Origin of the sequence: Intrasporangium chromatireducens Q5-1 (assembly GCF_000576575.1) — a bacterium.
GTDB lineage: Bacteria > Actinomycetota > Actinomycetes > Actinomycetales > Dermatophilaceae > Intrasporangium_A > Intrasporangium_A chromatireducens.
Map to the genome: position 1 here is coordinate 1 of NZ_AWQS01000534.1, position 891 is coordinate 891.

General features: G+C 65.9%; 1 pseudogene. It reads left to right on the plus strand.

Annotated elements, in window-relative coordinates:
• Positions 1 to 891: pseudogene (locus N864_RS22740) on the plus strand (conjugal transfer protein TrbL); the annotation flags it as partial.

The following is an 891-nucleotide window of genomic DNA, read 5'->3' on the forward strand; positions in this document are numbered from 1 at the left end:
CCCCGTTCGACTGGCTCGCCCAGGCGATGGGTGCCGCCGCGGGGTGGCTGTTCGAGGCGGTCTGGTCGGTCTTCGACACCACGACGCTGGTGGATGTCACCAAGCCCGGTTACATCGCCGTCTACAACCTGTTGTTCGGTATCGCGGTCTTCGTGATGCTGATCTTCTTCTGCCTCCAACTCATTACCGGGCTGATCCGACGCGACCCCACCGCCCTCACCCGCGCCGCCCTGGGTCTGGCGAAGTCCGTCCTCGGGTCGTTCGTGGTCATCACGCTGACGGCGCTGCTGCTGGAGGTCGTTGATCAGCTGTGCATCGGGATCGTGCAGGCCGCCGGGGAAACGACCGAGTCGATGGGCGACAAGATCGCCCTGCTCGCTGCGGGGCTGGTCGGGATCAATATCGCCGCTCCCGGCGTGGGCGCGATCATCACGATCTTCATGGCCGGGCTCGCGATCACTGCCGCCGCGATCGTGTGGCTGTCCCTGCTCGTCAGGAAGGCGCTGCTGTTGGTGGCGGTCGTGTTCGCGCCGCTCGCGTTTAGCGGCGCGTCGTGGGATGCCTCGCGGGGGTGGATCGGGAAGTGGGCGATGTTCGTGGTCGCGCTGATCTGCTCCAAGCTCGTGCTCGTCGTGATGTTCCTCGTCGCGATCACCCAAGTCTCCGCACCGATCGACGCCGACCTCGCCTCGGTCAGCGACCCCATCGCGGGAATCGTGCTGATGGCGATGGCCGCATTCGCCCCGTATCTCACGTACAAGTTCATCGCGTTCGTCGGGTTCGACATGTACCACGCGATCGGCTCCGAGCAGGATGCCAAGAGCGCCCTCAACCGTCCGATCCCCGTCCCGACCAAGCCGCAAGGCGGCGGCGACCCGAAGAAGGTGCTCG